A 17940-nucleotide genomic window follows, 5' to 3' on the forward strand; every position below is an offset into this window, starting at 1 on the left:
TCGGCGCGGTCGTCGCAGAGGATGCCGATGGCAGGACGGAGGCTATGGCCACCAGGTCCCAGTTGGGCCAGTAGTTGGTGATGAACGCGTCGTTGTGACGGGTGAGGAAGCTGTCGTTCATCGGGTAGAAGACGGTGAGCATTATCTTCTGGAAGCGGGCGAGGCCGAAGCCCTGGTAACCGCGCGTGATCTCGGCGGCGTTGGCGAACTGGTAGCCGTGGATACCGGCCGCGAGGAAACGGTCGGCGTTCCCCTCCACCGAAGTGAGCACCTGTGAGCAGGAGTTGAGGATGTCCCTGACGTGTCGGCGTGTGCGGTGTCGCCGGTGTCGCCGGTGTCGCCGGTGAAACTACTCTGTGCCTCAGCCGAGTTGGCGCTCCACCACATCGTGACGATGGGAGAATCCCACCATGATTGGACCGACGTGCCGGAACGGGGACGGCGAGGACGGCCTTCCCGGCCAGCCCTGGACGCCACCCCACCGCTGCCCCCGGACGGCGAGTCGCCGCCCGGCGACGGGACGCACCGCAAGTGACGTTCACCTCCGAGCAGGAAGGCCGCGCCAGTGACGAACTGGTGCGGTCCCTCCGTACGACCGGAGCCCTGACCCCCGAGTGGGACGAGGCGTTCAGGGCCGTACCGCGAGCCCTGTTCCTGCCCGACCTGTTCTGGGCGTACGACATGGCCACCGGCCGCAGTGAGCCCGTCGCCCGAGGCGACGACCCCGAAGCGTGGCACCGGGCCGCGTACGCGAACATCCCGCTCGTGACCCAGTGGGACGACGGAGCCCACACCGGCACCGCGCCGGGGACCGTGCCGACCAGCTCGGCGAGCATGCCGTCGGTCGTGGCCGCCATGCTGCGCGAACTCGACGTGAGCGACGGTATGCGGCTGCTCGAAATCGGCACCGGAACCGGGTGGAACGCCGGACTGCTCGCCCACCGGCTGGGCAGCGCCAACGTGGTCAGCGTCGAGATCGACCCGATGGTGGCCGAGCGGGCCCAAGTCGCTCTGGAACGCGCTGGTTTCAGCCCGGAGACAGTCCGCGCGGACGGCGCCGGGGGCTGGCCCGTCGGCGCGCCGTACGACCGTGTGATCGCCACGGCGGGAATCCGGACCGTACCGCCGTGCTGGCTGGAGCAGACGCGGCCGGGCGGGATCATCCTCGCCCCGTGGGGCACCCACTACAGCGACCAGGACGCGCTGGTCCGGCTGACGGTGGGGGACGACGGCCGGGCGTCGGGGCCGTTCCTCCGGATGGTCGAGTTCATGAAGCTGCGGGCCCAACGCCTCGACTGGAACCGGTTCCGCGCGTACGTCCCGCGCTTCCCCGGCGACGCCGACGTATCCCGTACGCAGGCCACCCTGGCGGATCTGGGGGAGCGCTACGAGCCCGTACGGTTCGTGACGGGACTGTGCGTGCCCGACTGCGCCCACGTCGTCAACCGGACCGGCGCGGAGAGCGGGAAGGCGTGGTTCTTCGACCTGGCGAGCCGGTCATGGGCCGCCGTCGAGTTCCGCGCCGGCGACCCGTCCGCCACGGTCCACCAGTCCGGACCGCGCCGCCTGTGGGACGAGGTGGAGCGGGCCCTCGCCTGGTGGGCCGAGCGCGGCAGACCCGGCCTCGACCGGTTCGGCCTTACGATCGCCCCGGACGGAAGCGCCCACCCGTGGTTCGAGGACCCGGCGGGGGCGCTGTCCTTCGGCTGACTCCGGGCCGGCGGGAATGACACGGGCGACCCGTCGCCCAGGGCGGCGTTGCCGTCGGGCGTCCACCCCCTCCGTCCACTCACCCGACAGGTCACCGATAAGCGACAGGTCACCCATGGGGACGCGGAACCGAACTACCGCACCACAAAAAGCCGTTGGCGTTACGGAGACCACCGCTCCCCGGACTTCTCGGCGCGGGCGGTGGTTCTGTCCGTACCCACGGAGGTATCCCTCGCCGTACCGAGCGGGGAAGGTTAAGGATTAAAACCAATGCGCGACGGGCGCGGGCCTGCTTTGATGAGAGGCGAGCTGAACAGGACTTAATAACGGGGGTTATTACATATGCTCATTCGCACAGGCGTGGCTTCTGCCACCGTCGCCGGTCTGCTGGCTTTCGGCGCGGCTGTCCCGGCGCAGGCCGACGACATCAGCACACCGCAGATCGGTAACACGTACAGCCACAAGACCACTGCCCTCCCCGCCGCCGGTGGCGGCATTGGCGCGTTCCTGACCGGGGGCGACAACGTTCACTTCTCCCACACCGTGGCCAAGACCGTCAACGCGCACGGCTGGTGGAAGCGTCTGAGCGGACCTGCGACCAAGGCCAAGGTCACGGTGAAGCTCCAGGTGGAGTCCGGGAGCGGCTGGAAGACGCTGACCACGGACGTCAAGACCGTCTACTCCGGCGGCGGAAGCGGCAAGCGGGCGGCGGCTGCCTGGAAGTGCACGAATCTGATCCAGAAGAAGTCCTTCCGCAGCGTCATCGACGTCGATCTCGTCGGTTACCCGGACGACGACAACAAGAAGATCACTGATACGCAGTCGCTGTACTGTGGCGCGTAAGAAGAGCGGCACGTAAGAAAAAGCTGACAGCGGCGCCGGGGGAGGAATCTTCCGGCGTCGCCTGTTTTCCGGGAGTTGCTGTGTTTCCCCCCACCGTGATCATTGGCTTGCATGGCATTCTCCAGCGGCATCCGTGGTTCGACCGGGTCGTGGAGCAACGGCATGATCCCGAGGACTACGAGAGCTCCGAGGGCTCCGAGGGCTCCATCGAGGAGGATCTCCTCGGTCTCGTGATCGACCGGGCCGGTTCCTACGGCTGGCAGACGCTGAGCACATGGCTGAACGAGGGCGGAAAGGTCACGGCCCACCACGAGCCCACCGCGTGGGCCCATGAGGAGGTCGGCGGGGACTGGACCGGCGACGGCGGAATCCACCAACTGGGCTGGCTACAGGCCGGAGTTCTCACCGATACCCCGCGCCCGGGTCTCCCCGTCCGGCCGATCGTCCAGGTGCTGTCCGAGACGTTGGCCCGCGTGGGTGAGGTGACGTTCACCGGCCTGCACGCCCTGCTGCCACTGCAAGCGGCCAAGCGCAACACGGCCTTCCATCAAGTCGAGTTGGCGCCGTGGTTCGCCCTGGCGGATCCGGACGCCCGGTACGAAGTGGTGGTGACCGTCTCCAGCAGTCCCGGGAAGCTCGGTAAACCCGGTAAACCCGGTAAACCCGGTCGGTATCGTCATGACGGGATGGCCAAGGAGGACGTGGAGGCCGTGCGCGACGCGGTGCGGGACATGGCGCAGGAGGCGGTGGACGTCTCCGTGCCCGTGGCCGAGGGCGGCGCCCTGCCGGGGCTGGAGCTGGATCTCGACCGCGTGCCGCATACCCAGGGGATGCGCGAGGTGATGCGGCTGGCCTGCCGTACCCGCGAGTGGTCGCCGGACATCGCGGTGTGGCTGGTGGAGATGGTCGCGGACGGGCTGCGGGAGGCGGGGCGGTCGGTGCCGTCGGTGATCACGGTTTCCCTGGCCTCGCCGACGCCGAAGCTCTGATACGTACGGAATCGGCCCGAGCACGTGACGGGAAGTGGAATGTACGTACGGGCCGGAACCCACATCAGGGTTCCGGCCCGTACGTCAACGCCCGTTCCGTATCCCCGAGGAGGAACACAAAGCCTCTACCTCGGCGGACGCGGGCCCGTATCGCTCAGCTGCCCATGCCGGGCACCCCGGAGACCGGAGACCGGGCTCAGCCTGCCGGGACCGAAAGCACCCATGCCTCGGACGACGGACGGCCGATGGTCCTGTTGCACACGAGGTCGTTTCTGCCCGTCTGGGCAAGCGCCGACTGGCAGGCCGCCTGAGTGGGGTAGTAGCTGGGAACCGCGGGCCCCGCAGCATTGGCGGGACCGGCGACCCCGACCCCGACACCGGCGGCCACGGCGACAGCCACGACGATCCGCGTAGCTTTCTTGCGAAGTGATCTCATAGGGCTATTCTGGCGGCCGCTCCGATCGCTTCCTAGAGGCAGATATCCCCAGTACGCAGGGACGACCGGGCGGCATCGGCGCAATCGCGGCCGAGATCTCGGGCACAGACCAGGTCATCGAGCACACCCTCGTCATCGCCGAACCGACACCAGCCGCCCCCGCCCGTGTCTTCGAGGCAGCTCGGCCACCCGAAGTGTGATCATGATCGGCTCGCGGTGGCAGTGACAGGTGTACGTGTACACCGCCTCCGCGTCGCTCGGCACCGCGGACACCGTCTCCGCACCGGGCCGCTCCATCGCGTACAGCACCCCCGCCACCAGCACGAGAAAGGTGAGCACGAGCACCACAACGCCCCACAGCCGCTGGTCCGTTACGGGCTCGATCATGCGGGGGAGTGTGTCTGCGGGTGCGGGCTTACGTCGATCTCCGCGAACACCGTCTTCCCGACGCTCCGGGGTTCCGTACCCCAGCGGTCCGCCAACTCCGCGACGATCAGCAGCCCCCGCCCGAAACACTCGTCGTTCCCGACATCCCGAAGCTGCGGCAACCGTTCCCCGCGCGGGTCACTGACCTCGATCCGCAGCGTACTGGGCCGCAGGATGTTCCGTACCTGGAACAGCCGGTCGCGCAGGCACCCGTGCAGCAACGCGTTCGTCCCCAACTCGCTGACCAACAGCCCAACAGACCAGGCTAGTTCAGGATGCCCCCACTCACTCACCAGCCGCGCGGCCCGATGCCGCGCGAGCGTGACACTGCCGGTGGTGGGGCTGTAGTTGAGCCGGTCCTCGCGGAGGATCGGCTCGGGGTCACGCTGTGGGTTTCCGGGGGTTTCCTGCGTCGAGGTCATGTCCGCGCACCTCCATGTGCGGTCGGAGCGTTGCCCGTACGGGCGGATGCGCAGGCGGTGGCGATACCGGGAACCCGCGCCGGCCGTTGGGCAGGGCGGGGCGGTGCCCTTCCGCTGGGCGGTTCCGCTGTGCGAGCGGTTGAGTGCTCACCGTAGCGGGACATATCCGCGAGCCGCAATATGGCTAGCAGCCAATTTGCTGCACAAGTTGAACTCGGCAGGTCCGACGCTCCAGAATGAGGCGGTCACACGAGAGAGAGGCGGACGGTATGGGCGGAGCCAACCCTGACCGCGGAAAGACGGTCTCCACCGTCCTTGGGCGCAGGCTCGGCGGCGAGTTGCTGCGCATGCGCCTACAGCGGAAGCTCGGCCAGGCAGCTGCGGCCAAGGCGTTGACGGCTTCCGTCACCAAGGTCGCGAAGATGGAACGCGGCCTGGTTCCGATGCGAGACCCGGACATCCGAGCGCTGTGTCACCTCTACGAGGAGCGCGACGAGGCGGTCATAGCGCCGTTGCTTGAGTTGGCCGCAGTCGACCGTGATCGCCGTAAGGCGAAGGGCTGGTGGAGCCAGGATCCGCAGTTGACCTCGCTCCTGGAATACATTGCGCTTGAAGCCATCGCAACGCACCTTCGTACGTGGCAACACTCCCTCGTGCCCGGCCTGCTGCAAACCCCGGACTTTGTGAGAGCCCTCGCCTTGAGTGCAGGCGCCTGGGACGATCTGGCCGCAATCGAACCCTTCGTTGAAAGCCGGATCGCCCGACAGGCCCGGCTGGAGGAGGAACAACCACTCCAGCTATCTGCGGTTCTCCACGAAGGGGCCCTGCGTCAACTCGTCGGAGGCCGGGACGTCATGAGGCAGCAACTCGGTCACTTGCTGAACATGGTCAAGCGTCCCAATGTCACATTGCGGGTAGTGCCCTATTCCGCTGGCGCCTACCCCGCCATGACCAATGGGTTCAGCATCCTTTCGTTCGCTGAACCAGGAGCGCTGGACGTCGTACACATGGACACCACGCTGACGGCCTTCTGGCTGGAAGACGAGATTGACGCCCCGCGTCATGCCCACTTCTTCGAGCGTCTCACTCACTTGGCACTCTCGCAGCGAGACTCCATTCAGCTGATCAACGCAACCCTCAAGGAGCTGTAGCGGTATGGCCGCCTACGAGTTCATCAAGTCGAGTTACAGCGGTGCCAGTAACAATCAGGAGTGTGTCGAAATCGCCCGCAACATACCGGGCACCGTCGCCGTCCGCGACTCCAAGCACCCCACCGGCCCGGTCCTCCACCTCACCCCCGCCGCATGGAGCGCCTTCACCGCAACCACCGACGCACATCAGGGAGGAGTCATAACCCGTGCCGCACTCTGAGTTCATCAAGTCGAGCTACAGCAGCGGTGACGGCGAGTGCGTCGAAGTCGCCCGCAACATCCCCAACACCGTTGCCGTCCGCGACTCCAAGCACCCCACCGGCCCGGTCCTCCACCTCACCCCCGCCGCATGGAGCGCCTTCACCGCAACAACCGACGCACATCGGGCTGCCGAGTAACCCTGACCTGATGGACGACGCACCCGCGAGCGGAGGCGTTCGGGCGTGTCTCAAGCCGGTGCGTGGTCGGGGGATATCGGCTTAGAGGCCGATGATCCGGGCGTAGCCGCCGAGGTCGGCACCTGATGCGCAACGAGTACGGCAGCGTGCCGTGGCTGGAGGTGATCGCGCCGCTGATGCCGCAGGTCCTCGCCGCGGACTGGTCGCACGAGGTGATCGGCCGGGACTGGATGATCCAGACCTACCTGGACGGCGTCCCTGCTCCGGAGCACCTGGGGACGTATCCGCGTACGGCATGGCCGGCTTTCTTCCGGCAGATGGGCGCCATCGCCCGCTCCGTGCACGACGTGAGGGGCCCGTGTTTCGGGCCCGTCGGCGGACCGGGGTACGGGACGTGGAGCGAGGCGGTGCTCGCGTCGCTGGAGGAGATCGCCGCCGACCTGGACGGAGTCGGCCTGGACGCGGGCGATGTACGGAAGGTCGCCGCGTTGGCCGCGTACGACCGTGCAGTCCTGGACGAGGTCACCGAACCGGGGCTGCTGACCGGGGGCCTGTGGACGGTTCACTAGGCAACCCTGTTGTCGGGATTGAGGCTGTCGGCCTTCGCCCATCGGTCCCGTGATCATGGAATATCGGGGCAACTTCTCGACTGCAGCAGGGTGATGGCCCGTTACTCAGGCGCTCCGCGCATGCACGGCAGCAGTCAGTTGTCGGACGCTGGCGGTGCGGGGATGGCGTTCGGCGAGCTCGGTGACGATGGCACGCATGCTGGGGCGGTCGCGGACCTCAGCCGGTGCTTCCCGGTGAGCGGCGAGCAGGGCGACTGCGGTCTCGTCCGCCTTGCCCCATTGCCACCAGGCTCGCGCCATGTCCGTGTGGAATCGGCCCCGGCGCTCGGCGGTGGGGAACTGCCCGGGGTGGAGATCTTTGCCTGCGTGGACGGCTGCGCCGGCGTCGCCGAGGCCCCAGAGGACTCCGACCTTGTACAGGGCGACGGACGCCGGGGTCACGCTGAAGGTTTGCGGACGCTCATGCCGGTTGGGAAGGAGTTTCGCCGCGCGTTCAGCGGCTCCGATCATTTCCAGGGCGCGGTCGCGGTCCCCGGCCTGCGCCGCCGCGTAGGCCACTGTGCAGAGCATCTGTGCGTACGTCGCCGCCTGCGCGGGGGTCGTCAGCCCGGTGGCCTCCACCTTCGCAGCGGCGTGAAGGGTGACGCGTTGTGCGGTCGCGCCGCGGTCTTCGTGGCGCAGGACGATGCTGAACGCGCGGGCGGAGGTTGCGGCGGCCAGGGGTGAACCGGACAGCTCGGAGAAGATGTTGGACCGGTCGGCGGTGATTCTGCTGGCCGAGTAGCGGCCGATCTTGGACAGGGCTTCGGTGGCGAGGTCGTAGCAGGCGGCGAGCCGTACGTAGTCGCCTGCTTCGCCGTCCTCGGCGCAGGCGTGGCCGGTGGCGAGGAGGTCCGGCAGGGCCAGGACGAGCTTCTTGTGGTTGCCACCGTCGAAGAGGGCGCGTGCCCGGCGGAACTGGGCCATGAGGTTCGACGGCGTCGGTGCTGAAGCCGGGCTCGGCAGCAGGGCGAGCGACTCGTCCAGACCGTTGAGGACGGAGAGCGGCACAGCGAGGCCCGCGGCTTGGAGTAGAGAACGGCGCCTCATCGAGTCCTCTTCGGCTTCGGTGTGCCTTCCAGCGTCGGCAGCAACCTTAGTGCGCGAAGGGGGCGCTACGCGCAGAACTGCGGCAAGTGCGCCCGCAGGGATGAACAGGGCCTGCGCGAAGTTTCGGATCATGTCGAGGTCGGTGGCGCTGCGCTCTGCGGTCTCCAGGCGGGACACGGCGGAGGCCGAATATCCGGTCGCCTTGCCGAGGTCGACCTGCCGCCACCCGAGCTCGACGCGCGCCCAGCGGATCAGGCCGCCTACGTCGCCCGCTTCGATGAGTGCCCGTGCTCTGGGAGATCCCCAGTTCGGTGCGTGTGTGCGCATCGCGCCTCCCGGACGAACCAGACGGTAACCAACTCACGGTAGCCGGGTCGCCACTGCGCGTCGAGGCCGTGTGCGTAACGCGCAAATGGCGTGCGCCGGGCGGGAATTGGCTCGCCGTCGAGGACGGGCCGCGGTGTTCTGAATCTGCGCCGTCCGCACCGGCCGCAGCGTGCTCTCCTCCGAATCCGCTCCTGGGCGAGGGCGCCGGACGGCACGACCATCCATTCGAACGCCGAGAGGAATGACCATGAACATCCTGCTGAGCACCCAGACCGCCATCTCCGACGAGGAACTGCTGCCGGTCGAGGTCGGCGGCACCGCCGAGCTGACCGAGGGCCAGGGCGGCGGACAGAGCGAGGACAAGCGACGCGCCTACAACTGCTGACCCCTTCTGGCGTGGTGGTGCGGCCCTTGAGGCCGCGCCACCACGCGCCCAGCGACCCGCCGGGAGGCAACCGTGTTCTTCGGAGGCTTCAGCACCACGCGAGAAGTACGCCTGTGCCCCGCAGGCGCCGAGTACATCAGCACCGCTTCGTCGTCCTGGCGGATCGGAGACTCCTCGGTACGCTGTCTGGTGTCGGGCGGGCAACGGCGCGTCCTGGTCTTGGGCGCGTGCGGGGCCACCGACCTCGAGCTGGGCCGGCTGTCCGACGCCGAGCTGCCGGCCGATGTCGCCTGGCGCTGGCCCGGCGTCTACGCGGTCGTCGAAGAACACCCGGACCGCACGGTGCTGCACACCGACCCCGCCGCCGCGCTTCCTGTCTATGCGACGCCCTGGCAGGGCGGTTGGGCCTGGTCCACCTCCGCCCGACTGCTCGCCCGGCTCACCGAGGCGCCCATCGACGTCCAGAGGCTCGCCTGCTCCGTCCTTGCTCCGTCGGCACCGGCCCTGGCCGGTGCGAGGACCTTCTTCACCGGCATCGAGCAGCTGGCTCCAGGGAGCCGGATCGAACTCCCAGCTGACGGCAGCCGCCTCAAGATCACCGTGCAGTGGCGGCCCGATCCGGTCCCGGGCGAGCCGGGCCACCAGCTGCGGACCACGTTGACGGAGGCGGTCGCCCTGCGGGTGAACCGGGCTCCGGGCCTGTCGTGCGACCTGTCGGGGGGACTCGACTCCACCACCATCGCCGTCCTGGCCGCGGCAGCACTGCCAGGCTCCCGCCGCCTGGACGCGATCACGATCCACCCGAAGGGCGATGAGAGCGGGGCGGACCTGCACTACGCGCGCCTGGCCGCCGACGCGCATCGCCGCCGGATTCGCCACTATCTCCTGCCGCTGACCGCCGAGCATCTGCCGTACACCGAGATCACCGCGGTCCCTGCGACCGGAGAGCCCGCACCCTCGACCCTTACCCGTGCTCGTCTGGTCGGGCAGCTCGACTGGATGCGCCAACGTCTGGGCAGCCGGACTCATTTGACCGGCGACGGCGGCGACAGCGTCCTGTTCCAGCCGCCCGCGCACCTCGCCGACCTCGTACGTCACCGGCAATGGCGGCGCACGGTGGGTGAGAGCCTGGGCTGGGCACGACTTCGGCACACCTCCGTCGCACCGCTCCTGCGCGACGCCGCGACGCTGGCCCGGAGCAGCCGCCGCGACGGACTCGAGGACCTGGCCCGTCGCCTCGCCGGGGCGGCGCGCCGGGATGACGGACGGGGCAATGTCTGCTGGTTCACGACCCCGCCCCGGCCTTCCTGGGCCACGCCCGCCGCCCGCCGGCTCCTGCTCGACGCGGCGGCCGAGGCGATCGACACCGCAGACCCGCTGCCGGGCCTGGACATCTCGGTGCGCGTCCTCATCGACGAGATCCGCGAGGTCGCCCGCACCGCTGCCGCCGACGCCGAACTCGCCGCCGCATGCGGCACCACCCTGCACAACCCGTTCCTCGACCCGCGCGTCATGGACGCCGTCCTGCGCACCCCGATCGAGCACCGCCCGGCGGTCCACGCCTACAAGCCCGTCCTCGGCCGCGCGATGCAAGACCTTCTCCCCGAGGCCGTCGCCCGCCGCAGCACCAAGGGCAGCTTCAACAGCGACCACTACGCCGGCATGCGCGCCAACCTGCCCGTGCTCCTAGCCCTGGCCGACGGCCACCTCGCCGCCCTCGGACTCCTCGAACCAGCCGACTTCCGTCGCCATTTGGGCCAGGCCGCCATCGGTATCCCGATGCCGCTGGCCACGATCGAGCAAGCCCTGAGCGCCGAGGCGTGGCTCCACGCCCACTACACCGCCCAGGATCCGCAGTGGACAACACAACCATCGGAGCGTCCCCGTGCATGACCTGCCTCGCTTCGTCACCGCTCCGCGCCAGGTCCGGGCCCTGGACTTCGGCCACGTCATGGTCCTGGTCGACTACCGCTCCAACCGTGTCCAGTGCCTATTCCCCGCCGCGGCGGCCCACTGGACGGCAGCCGCCTGCACCGGCCGTCTGGACACTGTGCCCGGCGGCCTCGCGGCACAGCTCCTGGCCTCTGGATTCCTCATCCCGAAGCCCGCCGCGACACCCTGGCCCGTCCCTGTCGTTGCCCCGCCGTCGCCGCCGAGCTGGGGAGGAGCCGAGCACCCCGCCGGGACCAGCCGCCCCCAGGCGCCGCGCGGCCACGGCACCGCCGCAGCCGCAGCTCTGGCGTCCGTCCTAGCGATCAAGACCGTGGGACACGCGAGGCACGCGATGCAGCGCATCACCACCGCGCTGAACACCACCGCGTCAAGGTGCCGCTGCCCAGCCACCCCAGCTCAGGCGACGGCCGCAGTCCTCGCTGTGCGCCACGCCTGCTGGTACTCCCCGGCCCGAACGGCCTGTCTGGAGGAGTCCGCCGCCACCGTGGTCCTCCTGGCGGCGCGGCGGCTGTCCGTCACCTGGTGCCACGGCGTCGCGCCGGATCCCGTTCGGCTGCACGCCTGGGTAGAGACTGAGGACGGCGCCCCCGTCGCCGAACCGCCCTCGACGCTCGCCTACACGCCCGCCCTCACCATCGGAGGCCATCATCAGCACCAGCCCTGAGCCGACCTTGTGGCTCAGCACCGATACATGTGCTCTCGGCCCCTACCGCGCCGACCTGGTCGAAACGTACTGGCGCTGGGAGCAGGACCCCGCACTCCTCGTCGGCTACGGCCGCCAGAGCCCCGAGTCCCTCGAAGCCCGCACCGAGGGCATGACCCACCAGCTCCGTGGCGAGAACATCCGCTTCACCATCTACGACCTGAGCACCGACACCCCAACGCCCGCCGGCGTCGCCACGCTCCTGCCGGACCACTCCGTACGGACCGCCGAGTACGTGATCATGCTCGCCCGTGAGGCCCGCGGCCACGGACTGGGAACCGCAGCGACCCGGCTCACCCTCGACTACGCCTTCCACATCACCAACCTGCGGATGGTCTGGCTCAAGGTCCTCGCCCCGAACACCGCCGGTATCCGCGCCTACGAGAAGGCCGGCTTCCGCACAGTCGGGGCGATGCGCGAGGCCGGGTACTGGCTCGGCCAGGTCTGCGACGAGGTCGTCATGGACGCCCTCGCCAAGGACTTCACCGGCCCGTCCACCGTCCGGGCGGCACTGGGCGATAGCCGCTGACCGGCAGGCCAGACTTCAGACCACGACGGCCAGGATGCCCGCGAACGTGTCGTAGCTGTCACGGACGCCGTCCGGATTGCCGAGTCGGTGACGCTCAAGGCGGATGGCGCCGAGGTGCCGGGCTTCGTAGATCTTCGAGCGCCAGACTGCGGCTTCGGACTGGTCCAAGGAGCCGTAAGTCTCCCAGAACGCCCTGCGTTCGTCAGGCTTGGCCGTGACCATACGGATGGTCCATCCGCTGGACCTTATGGCGGTGTCCCTGAGCCCCACAACGCGAATACGTGCGGCAGCACGTACCTTTGCCCCCATGGATCGGATCAACAGAGAGGCCCAGCGCGTGCGTTCAGGTATCGATGATCCGGCGGTCGACTCGATGGTGTGTCTGCCCGGCGGAGTGGTGGACCTCCGCGACGACCGGCGGGGTACGCGGTGGCGGGCCGAGATCGCGCCGTTCCTGCTGGGCAGGTATCCCGTGACGGTGGACCTGCACCGTACCGTGGTGGAGGCGGACCCTACGGGCCCTCGGCCTTCGGCGGGCGGGGCCTTCCCGGTGACCAATGTGAGCTGGCTCGACGCGATCGGGGTGTGCAACCGCCTGTCGGTCAACTCCGGTCTGGAGCAGGCGTATACGTACGATCCGGAGAGCGGCGAGGTCACCTGCGACCGGGCCTCCACCGGCTACCGCCTGCCCACCGAGGCCGAGTGGCAGTACGCCTGCAAGGCCGGGACCGGCGGATACCGGTACGGGGAGATCGGCGACATCGCCTGGTACGCCGACAACTCCGGTGGCCGGGCCCACGAGGTCGGCGGCAAGGCACCCAACCCGTGGGGACTCCACGACATGCTGGGCAACGTCTGGGAGTGGTGCTGGGATCTCTACGACGAGGAGGCGTACGGCTCCTACCGGATCTTCCGCGGCGGCGGCTGGGCCGAGTCTGCGCGCGGCTGCGGCGCCTCCGTACGTCGCCGCAGCCATCCCACCTTCGCCATCGACGACTTGGGCTTCCGGCTCGCCCGAACCGTGTCCTGACGCTCCGAGCCGTCAACTCCCCACCAGACGTGGCCCGATCACCGAGATCAGGACGCGCTTGGCCTGCCCGGGGCTCCGCCCCTTCATGGCCGCACGACCGGCCCGGACCTCGTGTCCCGAGGTGCTCCGGACCGCGTGTCCGGAGGGGTTCCCGGCACACCGAACGTCGTCCAGGCAGCGCGTTCCGGGACCCGCAGGACCGTACGTCCGGCCACGGCGTTCAGGATCGTCGCGGCGCGCCACGCGCCCAGGGTCAGATCGGGGGCGCCGACGCCGTGCGTGTGCAGCTCGGCGTTCTGGACGTACAGCGCGCCGGAGACACGGGCGTCGAGGGCGACCCGGTAGTCGCCGTCGATGCGGTAGCGGCCCCGGTCGTCCCAGTCGACCAGTTCGGCCAGGGCCTCCAGGAAGTCGGGGCGGCTCGCCGTGTAGCCGGTGGCGGCGACGATCGCCGACGTACGGAACGCGAAGGTGCGGTCCTGTTGGGTGTGGCGGCAGACCAGGACATAGCCGTCGCCCTCGGCGCGCGCCTCCTCGATGGCCACGCCCGGGTGGAGGGCGGCGCGCGGTGCGGTGCCGCCGATGGTCCGCTCATACAGCTCGTCGTGGATCTCGCCGAGGGTCTCCGCGCTGACACCCTTGTACAACTGCCATTGTTCGCGCACGAGTTGCTCTCGGTGCTCCTCGGGCAGGGCGCGGAAGTAACGGATGTGATCGGGGGTGAAGTGCTCCAGGCCGATCTTGGAGTACTCCATCGGCGCGAACGCGGCGGTACGCGCCAGCCAGCGGACGTAGGGGCCGCCCGTGCCGTCGCCGTCCTGGTGGCGCAGCAGGTCGAGGGCGACCTCGGCGCCGGACTGGCCCGCGCCGACGACGGTCACATCGTCGAGCCCGGCGAGGCGGGCGCGGTGGGTACGGTAGTCGGCGCTGTGCAGCACCCGGGCCTCGCCGGGGGCGCCGGTCTCGGCGCTGAGCAGCGGGCGCAGCGGCTCGGGCACCACCGGGTTCGTACCGACACCGAGCACCAGTTGCCGGGCCCGGACCCGTGACACCGCGCCGTCCGCCGTGCGGTGGGTGACGGCGAACGCCTCGGCGGTCCCGTCCCACACCACCTCCGTGACACGCGCGTCGAAGCGGCAGGCGGGCAGGGAGTCGGCAACCCAGCGGCAGTAGTGGTCGTACTCGCGGCGCGGTATGTGGAAGCGCTCGGAGAAGAAGAAGGGGAACATCCGGTCGTGCTCGCGCAGATAGTTGAGGTACGACCACGGGCTCGTCGGGTCCACCATCGTCACCAGGTCGGCCAGGAAAGGGACTTGGAGCGTCGTCCCCTCCATCAGCAGCCCCGGATGCCAGGAGAAGGCGGGCTTCGCGTCGAGGAAGAGGGCGCGCAGCCCGGGGGCGCCGTCGGACAGGGCGGCAAGGGAGAGGTTGAACGGGCCGATACCGACACCGATCAGGTCGTACGTACCGTCGGAACCGGAACCGGAACCGGAACCGACGTCGCCGCCGGGGTCGCTGCTGCCACTGTTCACACTGCTGCCGCTTGTCGTCATCGCTGGGCCTCCGCGAAGGGGTTGGGAAGGTCGCTGTGGACGGACCGGGTGTGGACGTCGCCGATCAGCTGTACGGCGGCTTCCCCGGCGCGCAGCGGGTCGGCGTGGTCGAGCGGGTCGGACGCCTCCGGCGAGGCGCCCCCGAGGGGCTCCACGACGACGGCAGCGGTGCCCTCCGAAGCGCTCACGCGAGAACCACACCTTCGGACATCTCAGCCGCCGCCTCCTCTTCCTCTTCCTCCTCCGCGCGGCCCGCCGCCACCACCGCGAGCAGCAGGCGTTCCACCTCCTCCGCCGTGGTGTGCGGGTTGAGCAGGGTGAGCTTCAGCCGTACGCGCCCGGGGCCCTCGCCCGGCAGCTCCGTACGGCCGACGACGGCGCGCCCCTCGCGCAGGAGCCTGCGCCGCAGCGCCGCGTTGATCCGGTCGCTGCGCTCCCCGTCCGCGCCGTGTTTCCCAGCCGCGCCGTGTTTCCCCTCCACGCCGTGTTTCCCCTCCGCGCCGCGTTCCTCGTCCGCGTCCACCGGCAGATAGCGGAACAGGAAGACGGTCAGCACCGGTTCGGCGTGCAGCTCCAGGCGCGGGTGCGTCCGTACCGTACGCGCGCCCGACAGCGCCAGCTCGTGGCAGGCGTCGACGAGCCGGCCCAGCCCCTCCCGGCCGAGCGTCCGCAGTGTCACCGCGATCTTGAAGGCGTCGGCGCGCCGGGTCGTCCGCAGCGAGAGCCCGAGCAGGCTCGGATAACCGGCCTCCTCGTCGTCCGTCGGGTTCAGATACACCGCCCGGCGGGCGAGCGAGGCGTACGTCTCGGCCTCCCTGACCAGGAAGATCCCGGCGGCGGCGGGCTGCCAGCCCAGTTTGTGCCAGTCGAGCGAGAGCGAGTCGGCCAGCTCCAGCCCGTCCAGCAGCGGCGCGAGCCGGTCGGAGAGCAGCGCGCCGCCGCCGTACGCCGCGTCGACATGCAGCCAGGCGCCGTACTCGGCGGCGAGCGCCGCACACGCCCGCAGTGGGTCGACGGCCCCGGTGTCGGTGGTCCCCGCCGTGGCGACGACGGCCACCGGCAGCTCCCCGCGCTCCACACAGGCGTCCAGCATGGACGCCAACGCGTCCGTATCCATACGGAGTTGACGATCGACCGGTACGGAGAGCACCGCCTCCTCACCGAGCCCGAGCAGCGCGGCGGCCCGCTGTACGGAGAAGTGCGCGGCGGCCGAGGTGAGGATCCGCGGCCGGGCGGCCCGCCCGGTGACGCCCGTCAGCTCGACCTGTTCCCCGGTCGCCGCGCCCAGCACCCGGTCCCTGGCCAGCATCAGCCCCATCAGGTTGGATTCCGTCCCGCCCGAGGTCAGCACCCCGGCGGCGCGCTGTCCGTCGTATCCGACGAGCCGCGCCAGTTCCTGGAGCAGCAGAGTCTCCAGCGCGGTCGCGGCGGGCGCCTGGTCCCAGGAGTCCTGGGAGGGGTTGAGCGCGGAGACGGCGAGGTCGGCGGCGACGGCGACGGCCAGCGGTGGGCAGTGCAGATGCGCGGCGCACGCGGGGTCGGCGGGGTCGGCGGAGCCGTGGGCGAGCAGTTCGGTGAGCCGGTCGAGCACGGCCGTACCGGTAGCCCCACCGGCGGCGCCGAACACCTCCCCGAACACTTCCCCGACCGCCGCCGCGACAGCCTCCGGGTGGCCGGGGGCGATCGGGCCGCCCCGGGTCTTGGCGCCTTTTGCGAGCGCGTCCAGCACCGTGGAGATCAGCGGTTCCAGGGCCTCCGCGCCACGGGCCCCACTGGAGAGCGCGGCGGCCCCGAGACCCTCGCGGCCACCACCACTGCCGCGGGCGTCCCCCTCGCGGCCACCGTCCCCGTCCCGGCCACCACCACTGCCGCGGGCGTCCCCCTCGCGGCCACCGTCCTCGTCCCGGTTCACGTCCCCGGACGATGACGACCGGGTCTGCCGGGGCACCCGTACCCGTACGTCCATGTCCCTGTCCGTACCGCCGCTCACGACGTCCGCCCCGGCCCCGAAACCTCGGTGATCGCGTCCATGAGCCGGTCGAGGACCGCCTCCGCCTGCTCGTCCGAGATCGTCAGCGGCGGGAGGAGCCGGAGCGTGGCGTCGAAGCGCCCGCCCAGCTCGACGATCAGCCCCCGGTCGAGGCAGGCCGCGCGTACCCGGCCCGCGAGTTCGGGGGCGTACGGGTGGGCGCCGCAGGAGTCCACGGGCCCCTCGGGGTCGATCAGTTCGACGCCGATCATCAGCCCGCGTCCCCGGACATCACCGATCACCGGCAGCTCGGCGCGCGCCCCCTCCAGCCGCGCCTTCATCCGCGCGCCCACGGTGGCCGCGCGCTCGACCAGGCCCTCCTGCGTCACGTACCGCAGGGTCGCCGCGCCCGTCGCCATCGCCAGTGTGTTGCCGCGGAACGTGCCCGTGTGGGCGCCGGGCAGCCAGCCGTCGTAATCCTGGTCGTACACGATCACCGCCAGCGGCAGGCTCCCGCCGATCGCCTTCGACATGACGATGGCGTCCGGCCTGATCCCGCTGTGCTCGACCGCCCAGAACGCCCCGGTGCGCCCGACGCCCGTCTGGACCTCGTCGACGATCAGCGGAATCCCGCGCTCCGCCGTGATCCGCCGCATCTCGCGCAGCCAGCCGTCCGGCGCGGGCACGGCGCCGCCCTCGCCCTGCACGGCTTCGAGGATCATCGCGGCGGGCCGGACGACCCCGCCCGACGGATCGTCGAGCAGCCGCTCGGTGTACGTGGCGGACAGCTCGGCCCCCCGCTCGCCGCCGACCCCGAACGGGCAGCGGTACGCGTACGGATACGGCAGCCTGGTCACCTCCGCCGCACCCCCCGCCACCTGCTCCTTGACCGCGACACTGCCGGTCGCGCCCAGCGCGCCCGCGGTCATGCCGTGGTACGCCCCGGTGAACGCGAGCACCCCGCGCCGCCCGGTCGCCGTCTGCATCAGCTTCAGCGCCGCCTCGACCGCGTCCGTACCGGCGGGCCCGCAGAAGTGGACCCTGGCGCGGTCGGCGAAGTCCTTGGGGAGCGTCTCGAAGAGCGCGTCGGTGAAGTCGTCCTTCTCCGGGGTCGCCAGGTCGAGTACGTGCAGCGGCGCACCGCTCTCCATCGTGCGCCGGATGGCCTCCATGACGACGGGGTGGTTGTGGCCGAGCGCGAGCGTACCCGCGCCCGAGAGGCAGTCGAGATAGCGGCGGCCGTCCGTGCCCTCGATCATCATGCCCTTGGCGCGGACGGGGACGATCGGGAACGAACGGGCGTACGTACGTGCCGAGGACTCGCGGTCCCGCTGCCGCCGCAGGATGGATGCGGATGCGGACGCGGACGCGGATGCGGACGTGGACGTGGACGCGGACGGCTTCCCGCTCGTGGGCAGGGTGATGGGGGGCACGGTCATGACATGGCTCCGGGGGATG

21 protein-coding genes are annotated in these 17940 nt (G+C 70.2%); 13 read left to right on the forward strand and 8 right to left on the reverse strand.

What is annotated here, in order from left to right; translation table 11 throughout:
- Positions 1–94: 94 nt before the first annotated feature.
- From ACIP8W_RS15330 to ACIP8W_RS15345, 4 genes are all read left to right on the forward strand, one after another.
- Positions 95–277, forward strand: coding sequence for a hypothetical protein (locus ACIP8W_RS15330; RefSeq protein ID WP_402203270.1), 183 nt, complete (start codon positions 95–97; stop codon positions 275–277).
- 254 nt (positions 278–531) lie between these two features.
- A complete protein-coding gene (locus ACIP8W_RS15335) occupies positions 532–1710 on the forward strand; it encodes a methyltransferase domain-containing protein (protein ID WP_401955228.1) in 1179 nt (392 codons plus the stop codon).
- A gap of 360 nt (positions 1711–2070) precedes the next feature.
- Positions 2071–2553 carry a hypothetical protein gene (locus ACIP8W_RS15340; protein ID WP_401955229.1) on the forward strand — a complete coding sequence of 161 codons (483 nt, stop codon included), beginning with the start codon at positions 2071–2073 and terminating at the stop codon, positions 2551–2553.
- Between the two features lie 107 nt (positions 2554–2660).
- Complete coding sequence (locus tag ACIP8W_RS15345; RefSeq protein WP_402203273.1) at positions 2661–3542, forward strand: hypothetical protein; 882 nt, start codon at positions 2661–2663, stop codon at positions 3540–3542.
- Positions 3543–4110: 568 nt separating this feature from the next.
- Here the strand turns inward: ACIP8W_RS15345 and ACIP8W_RS15350 are convergent.
- Both ACIP8W_RS15350 and ACIP8W_RS15355 read right to left on the reverse strand, forming a co-directional pair.
- Complete coding sequence (locus ACIP8W_RS15350; protein ID WP_402148383.1) at positions 4111–4365, reverse strand: hypothetical protein; 255 nt, start codon at positions 4363–4365, stop codon at positions 4111–4113.
- Complete coding sequence (locus ACIP8W_RS15355; RefSeq protein ID WP_402148380.1) at positions 4362–4826, reverse strand: ATP-binding protein; 465 nt, start codon at positions 4824–4826, stop codon at positions 4362–4364. The genes ACIP8W_RS15350 and ACIP8W_RS15355 overlap by 4 nt, the downstream gene beginning before the upstream one ends.
- A gap of 269 nt (positions 4827–5095) precedes the next feature.
- Between ACIP8W_RS15355 and ACIP8W_RS15360 the strand changes: the two genes are divergently transcribed.
- From ACIP8W_RS15360 to ACIP8W_RS15375, 4 genes are all read left to right on the forward strand, one after another.
- The gene (locus ACIP8W_RS15360) at positions 5096–5977 is read left to right on the forward strand and encodes a DUF5753 domain-containing protein (RefSeq protein WP_402148378.1); all 882 of its coding nucleotides are present in this window, start codon (positions 5096–5098) and stop codon (positions 5975–5977) included.
- 4 nt (positions 5978–5981) lie between these two features.
- Positions 5982–6197 carry a DUF397 domain-containing protein gene (locus ACIP8W_RS15365; protein WP_402148375.1) on the forward strand — a complete coding sequence of 72 codons (216 nt, stop codon included), beginning with the start codon at positions 5982–5984 and terminating at the stop codon, positions 6195–6197.
- Entirely contained in the window at positions 6184–6375 is a 192-nt protein-coding gene (locus tag ACIP8W_RS15370) for a DUF397 domain-containing protein (RefSeq protein WP_402148372.1), read from the forward strand. Before ACIP8W_RS15365 ends, ACIP8W_RS15370 begins: the two co-directional genes overlap by 14 nt.
- 125 nt (positions 6376–6500) lie before the next feature.
- Entirely contained in the window at positions 6501–6944 is a 444-nt protein-coding gene (locus ACIP8W_RS15375; RefSeq protein WP_402203276.1) for a hypothetical protein, read from the forward strand.
- 105 nt (positions 6945–7049) lie between these two features.
- Here the strand turns inward: ACIP8W_RS15375 and ACIP8W_RS15380 are convergent, their stop codons facing one another.
- Positions 7050–8360 carry a helix-turn-helix domain-containing protein gene (locus ACIP8W_RS15380; protein WP_401955239.1) on the reverse strand — a complete coding sequence of 437 codons (1311 nt, stop codon included), beginning with the start codon at positions 8358–8360 and terminating at the stop codon, positions 7050–7052.
- Positions 8361–8607: 247 nt separating this feature from the next.
- Here ACIP8W_RS15380 and ACIP8W_RS15385 point away from each other — a divergent pair, with 247 nt between their 5' ends.
- The 4 genes from ACIP8W_RS15385 (at position 8608) to ACIP8W_RS15400 (ending at position 11930) form a co-directional block, all read left to right on the forward strand.
- Entirely contained in the window at positions 8608–8745 is a 138-nt protein-coding gene (locus ACIP8W_RS15385; protein ID WP_401955240.1) for an albusnodin family lasso peptide, read from the forward strand.
- Positions 8746–8817: 72 nt separating this feature from the next.
- Positions 8818–10638 (forward strand): albusnodin/ikarugamycin family macrolactam cyclase, encoded by a 1821-nt coding sequence (locus ACIP8W_RS15390; protein ID WP_401955242.1) that lies wholly within the window; start codon positions 8818–8820, stop codon positions 10636–10638.
- Positions 10631–11362, forward strand: coding sequence for a lasso peptide biosynthesis B2 protein (locus tag ACIP8W_RS15395; RefSeq protein WP_402203279.1), 732 nt, complete (start codon positions 10631–10633; stop codon positions 11360–11362). The genes ACIP8W_RS15390 and ACIP8W_RS15395 overlap by 8 nt, the downstream gene beginning before the upstream one ends.
- Before the next feature lie 7 nt (positions 11363–11369).
- Positions 11370–11930: a GNAT family N-acetyltransferase gene (locus ACIP8W_RS15400; protein ID WP_401955246.1), complete on the forward strand. Its 561-nt coding sequence runs from the start codon at positions 11370–11372 to the stop codon at positions 11928–11930.
- A 15-nt stretch (positions 11931–11945) separates the two neighbouring features.
- On the opposite strand, the gene ACIP8W_RS15405 is transcribed toward ACIP8W_RS15400, so the two are convergent.
- A complete protein-coding gene (locus ACIP8W_RS15405) occupies positions 11946–12152 on the reverse strand; it encodes a hypothetical protein (RefSeq protein WP_401955248.1) in 207 nt (68 codons plus the stop codon).
- Between the two features lie 85 nt (positions 12153–12237).
- Between ACIP8W_RS15405 and ACIP8W_RS15410 the strand changes: the two genes are divergently transcribed.
- Positions 12238–12960 carry a formylglycine-generating enzyme family protein gene (locus ACIP8W_RS15410; RefSeq protein ID WP_402203281.1) on the forward strand — a complete coding sequence of 241 codons (723 nt, stop codon included), beginning with the start codon at positions 12238–12240 and terminating at the stop codon, positions 12958–12960.
- 83 nt (positions 12961–13043) lie between these two features.
- Here the strand turns inward: ACIP8W_RS15410 and ACIP8W_RS15415 are convergent, their stop codons facing one another.
- From ACIP8W_RS15415 to ACIP8W_RS15430, 4 genes are read right to left on the reverse strand one after another with little or no spacing between them, the layout of a single operon-like run.
- The gene (locus ACIP8W_RS15415) at positions 13044–14513 is read right to left on the reverse strand and encodes a lysine N(6)-hydroxylase/L-ornithine N(5)-oxygenase family protein (protein WP_402203283.1); all 1470 of its coding nucleotides are present in this window, start codon (positions 14511–14513) and stop codon (positions 13044–13046) included.
- A complete protein-coding gene (locus ACIP8W_RS15420) occupies positions 14510–14701 on the reverse strand; it encodes a hypothetical protein (protein WP_401955254.1) in 192 nt (63 codons plus the stop codon). Before ACIP8W_RS15420 ends, ACIP8W_RS15415 begins: the two co-directional genes overlap by 4 nt.
- Positions 14698–16503: a pyridoxal phosphate-dependent decarboxylase family protein gene (locus ACIP8W_RS15425; protein WP_402203285.1), complete on the reverse strand. Its 1806-nt coding sequence runs from the start codon at positions 16501–16503 to the stop codon at positions 14698–14700. The genes ACIP8W_RS15420 and ACIP8W_RS15425 overlap by 4 nt, the downstream gene beginning before the upstream one ends.
- Entirely contained in the window at positions 16500–17921 is a 1422-nt protein-coding gene (locus ACIP8W_RS15430; protein ID WP_402203287.1) for a diaminobutyrate--2-oxoglutarate transaminase family protein, read from the reverse strand. Before ACIP8W_RS15430 ends, ACIP8W_RS15425 begins: the two co-directional genes overlap by 4 nt.
- Positions 17922–17940 lie beyond the last annotated feature (19 nt).

This window comes from Streptomyces sp. NPDC088554 (assembly GCF_044752945.1).
Classification (GTDB): Bacteria; Actinomycetota; Actinomycetes; order Streptomycetales; family Streptomycetaceae; genus Streptomyces.